The organism is Micromonospora globispora (assembly GCF_003857015.1).
In the GTDB taxonomy this organism is placed as follows: domain Bacteria; phylum Actinomycetota; class Actinomycetes; order Mycobacteriales; family Micromonosporaceae; genus Micromonospora; species Micromonospora globispora.
In genome coordinates, this window is sequence record NZ_QGGF01000538.1 from 1 (window position 1) to 3,437 (window position 3,437).

Genomic DNA, 3,437 nt, shown 5'->3' on the forward strand with positions numbered 1-3,437 from the left:
GGGCGGCGCGGCCGGTCGCAGGGGCCGAATGGTCGATCTGTCCTCGCCGTCCACCACCTGTCGAGTATCACCCATGCCTCCGCCGACGTCAGGCCCGGCCGTACGCTGGTGGCATGCCCCGGTACGAGTTCCGCTGCCGCGCCTGCGGCGACACCTTCGAGGTCAACCGGCCGATGGCCGAGGCCGGTGAGCCGGCGTCCTGCCCCCAGGGGCACGCCGACACGGTCAAGCTGCTCTCCACCGTCGCGGTCACCGGCCGAGGCGGCGCCGGGGCGGCGGGTGGCGCGCCTGCGCCCGCCGGCGGCGGCTGCTGCGGCGGTGCCTGCGGCTGCTGACGCCGCACCCTCGTCTTGCCCGTCGGTCCGCACCTTGCCCGGTGGCGACGTCGAATGGCACCTTGGGTCGGAATCTGCCCGGCCGTTCTCACGATGCGTGACGACGCGACCATAGGGCAGCATGATTCCGACGTCAGGGGGCGGAGGTTCGACGCATGTCGCTACGGTTCCACCTCCCGAGCGGATGGGTGACCTTCGTGTTCACCGACATCGAGGGCTCGACGCGCCTGGCCCAGTTGCTCGGTCCGGGCTACCGCCCGGTGCTGCGGGAACACCGCCGGCTGCTGCGCCGCACGCTGGCCGGCACGGACGGCGCGGAGCTGCTGACCGAGGGCGACTCGTTCTTCCTGGCCTTCCCGGACGCGGGCGCGGCGCTGACCGCCTGCCTCACCGCCCAACGGGCCCTGGCCAGCCACGACTGGCCGACCCCGGAGGCCGCGCCCCGGGTCCGGATGGGGCTGCACACCGGGTACGCCGAGCCCCGCGACGGCGAGTACGCCAGCCCCGAGGTGCACCGGGCCGCGCGGGTGGCTGCCGCCGCACACGGCGGGCAGGTGCTCTGCTCCGCCGCCACCGCGCGGCACGCCGACCCGCTGCCGGCCGGAGCGTCCCTGTTGGACCTCGGCCTGCACCGGTTGCGCGGCTTCGACGACCGGGAACGACTCTTCCAGCTCGTCGCGCCCGGTCTGGAGCGGCAGTTCCCGCGGCCGCGCACCGCCGACGCGGTGGCGCACAACCTGCCGACCCAGGTCACCTCGTTCGTCGGCCGGGAGGCCGAGCGGGCCGAGCTGAAGCGGCTGGTCGAGACGTACCGGCTGGTGACCCTGATCGGCGCGGGCGGCTCCGGCAAGACGCGGCTGGCGGTGGAGCTCGCCTCCGGCGTGGTGGAGGCCCATCCGGACGGGGTGTGGTTCGTCGACGTCGCCGCGGTGACCGACCCGGGGCTCGTCGCGTTCGAGATCGCCGCCGTGCTCGGGCTGCGTCCGGAGCCGGGCCGTCCGATGGTGGACACCCTGGTCGAGTACGCGGCCGCCCGCCGGATGCTGGTCGTGCTGGACACCTGCGACGCGCAGCCGGGCGCCTCGGCGGAGGTGATCTCCCGACTGCTGGCCGGCGGCCGGGGTGTGCGGGTGCTCGCCACCAGCCGGGAGTCGCTCGGCCTGCCCGGCGAGGTGGTGTGGCGGATCCCGCCGCTCTCCGTCGACCCGAGCCCCGACGGGGCGGAGAGCGACGCGGTGGCGCTGCTGCTGGACCGGACGGCGGCGGCCCGCGGCGGCCGCGCGCCGGACCCCGCGGAGCAGGCCGACCTGCGCCGGGTGGTGCAGCGGCTGGACGGGCTGCCGCTCGCCATCGAGTTGGCCGCGGCGCGACTGCGGGTGCTCTCGATCGGGCAGCTCGCCGAGCGCCTGGACGACATGCTCGGCACCCTGGACGCCGGCCGGGACGAGCCCGAGCCGCCGCCGGTCGAGGGCGGCTGGACGGGCAACCAGCAGGACACCGTGGATCTGATGGCCGCCGCGATCGGCATCAACCCGCCCACCTCGGCGACCCGGGCGGTGCACCGGTCGGCCAGCGAACGGCACCTCACCATGCAGGCGACGGTCACCTGGTCGTACCGGACGCTGGGGCCCCGCTCGGCCCGACTGCTGCGCTGGCTGGCGGTCTTCGCCGGACCGGTGGACCTGCCCACCGTCCAGTGGCTGCTCGACGACGACCCGCTCGACCCGCTCTCCGTGCTGGTGGACAAGTCGATGGTGCTGGCCGAACCGCACGCCTCGGGCAGCACCTACCGGATGCTCGACCCGATCCGGGCGTACGCGGCCCGGCGGCTGGTCGAGGCCGGCGAGGAGCAGACCGCCCGGGACCGGCACGTGGCCTGGTCCCGGCACGCGTTGGAACGCGCCCACCTCGGCCCGGACGGGCAACCGGTCACCCTCTCCCTGTACGCGCTGGACCCGCTCGCCGGGGAGCTGCGGGCCGCCCTGCGCTGGTGCGCCGGCCGGATCGAGCTGCCCGGCCGGCCCCGTCGCGAGCGCTGGCAGTGGCGCGGGGCGCCGATCGGCGGCTGACCTGCCGCTGAGCCGGAACCACCGGACGGGCCTGGCCGACCGCCGCTCCCACCGAACTACAGTGGGTCGCCGCAGCCCAGCCGGAGGAGTGTCGTGCGCGAGATCGACAAGGTGGCCTGGATCCGGATCGAGGACGGCCGCATCCTGAGCACCCGCTCCCGCGGCAAGGACGTCTGGTACCTACCCGGTGGCAAGCGGGAGGCCGGCGAGAGCGACCTGGACACCTTGATCCGGGAGATCACCGAGGAGCTGGGTGTGGTGGTGCTCCCGGCATCGGCCGTCCACGTCGGCACGTTCGCCGCGCAGGCCCACGGCCACGCCGCCGGCACGCTGGTGCGGATGACCTGCTACGCAGCCGACTACCAGGGGGAGCTGCGGCCGGAGAGCGAAATCGAGGAGCTGGCCTGGCTCGGTTACGCCGATCGGCACCGGGTGTCCCCGGTGGACCAGCTGATCTTCGACCATCTGCGCTCGACCGACGCCCTGCGGTGACCCGCGTCGGCGCTGTCCCGGTGCGCCCCGGGGCCGCACCAGCCCGGCGGTCGTTAGGGACCGGGTCACCGTTGACCCGTCAGGCCGCCACTCGCGCCCGGCGCTGCCGCACCGTCGCGGTGACGCCGGCGACCAGGGCGGTGAGCACCCCGATCAGTTGGATCGCCTGGCCGAGCGCCACCGCGCCGCCGGCCCGGCCGGTGAGGTTGCCCCAGCCGGTGGGGCTGATCGCCCAGCCGACCGCGACGAACACGCCCAGGAACGCGCCCACCCCCGGTGACCACCACCAGCAGCGGGTCAGGCCGACGAGGAGCGCGCCGGCAAGCAGGATGACGATCCCCGGCGGGATCGCGACGGGGAACTCAACCCCCGCCGCCCAGAGCACGCCGATGCCGATGGCGCCGACGACCAGTCCCAGGACGGTGATGGTGCGGGCGTTGTCTCTCATGGACCGAGGATCGGTCGGTACTGCGCCCCGGGGCGTCCCCGCCCGGGTGGCACCCGGGCTACGCCGACCGGCGAACCCGGGCGGGGACGCCCC

General features: G+C 75.2%; 3 protein-coding genes and 1 pseudogene. 3 read left to right on the forward strand and 1 reads right to left on the reverse strand.

Annotation, left to right across the window (positions count from 1 at the left end; genetic code table 11):
* Positions 1 to 113 precede the first annotated feature (113 nt).
* The 3 genes and pseudogenes from DKL51_RS28190 (at position 114) to DKL51_RS28200 (ending at position 2,896) form a co-directional block, all read left to right on the forward strand.
* Positions 114 to 335: an FmdB family zinc ribbon protein gene (locus tag DKL51_RS28190; protein ID WP_124812688.1), complete on the forward strand. Its 222-nt coding sequence runs from the start codon at positions 114 to 116 to the stop codon at positions 333 to 335.
* Between the two features lie 155 nt (positions 336 to 490).
* Positions 491 to 2,332, forward strand: a pseudogene (locus DKL51_RS28195) (ATP-binding protein); the annotation flags it as partial.
* A gap of 165 nt (positions 2,333 to 2,497) precedes the next feature.
* On the forward strand, positions 2,498 to 2,896 hold the full coding sequence (locus DKL51_RS28200) for an NUDIX hydrolase (protein ID WP_124812690.1): 399 nt from the start codon (positions 2,498 to 2,500) through the stop codon (positions 2,894 to 2,896).
* Between the two features lie 79 nt (positions 2,897 to 2,975).
* Here the strand turns inward: DKL51_RS28200 and DKL51_RS28205 are convergent, their stop codons facing one another.
* Positions 2,976 to 3,344, reverse strand: a complete 369-nt coding sequence (locus tag DKL51_RS28205; protein WP_124812692.1) for a hypothetical protein — start codon at positions 3,342 to 3,344, stop codon at positions 2,976 to 2,978.
* Between the last annotated feature and the right edge of the window lie 93 nt (positions 3,345 to 3,437).

Bases quoted from the DNA above. Each gene is read 5' to 3' on its own strand.
- DKL51_RS28190 (WP_124812688.1), top strand. From the start codon at position 114: ATGCCCCGGTACGAGTTCCGCTGCCGCGCCTGCGGCGACACCTTCGAG.
- DKL51_RS28205 (WP_124812692.1), bottom strand. From the start codon at position 3,344: ATGAGAGACAACGCCCGCACCATCACCGTCCTGGGACTGGTCGTCGGC.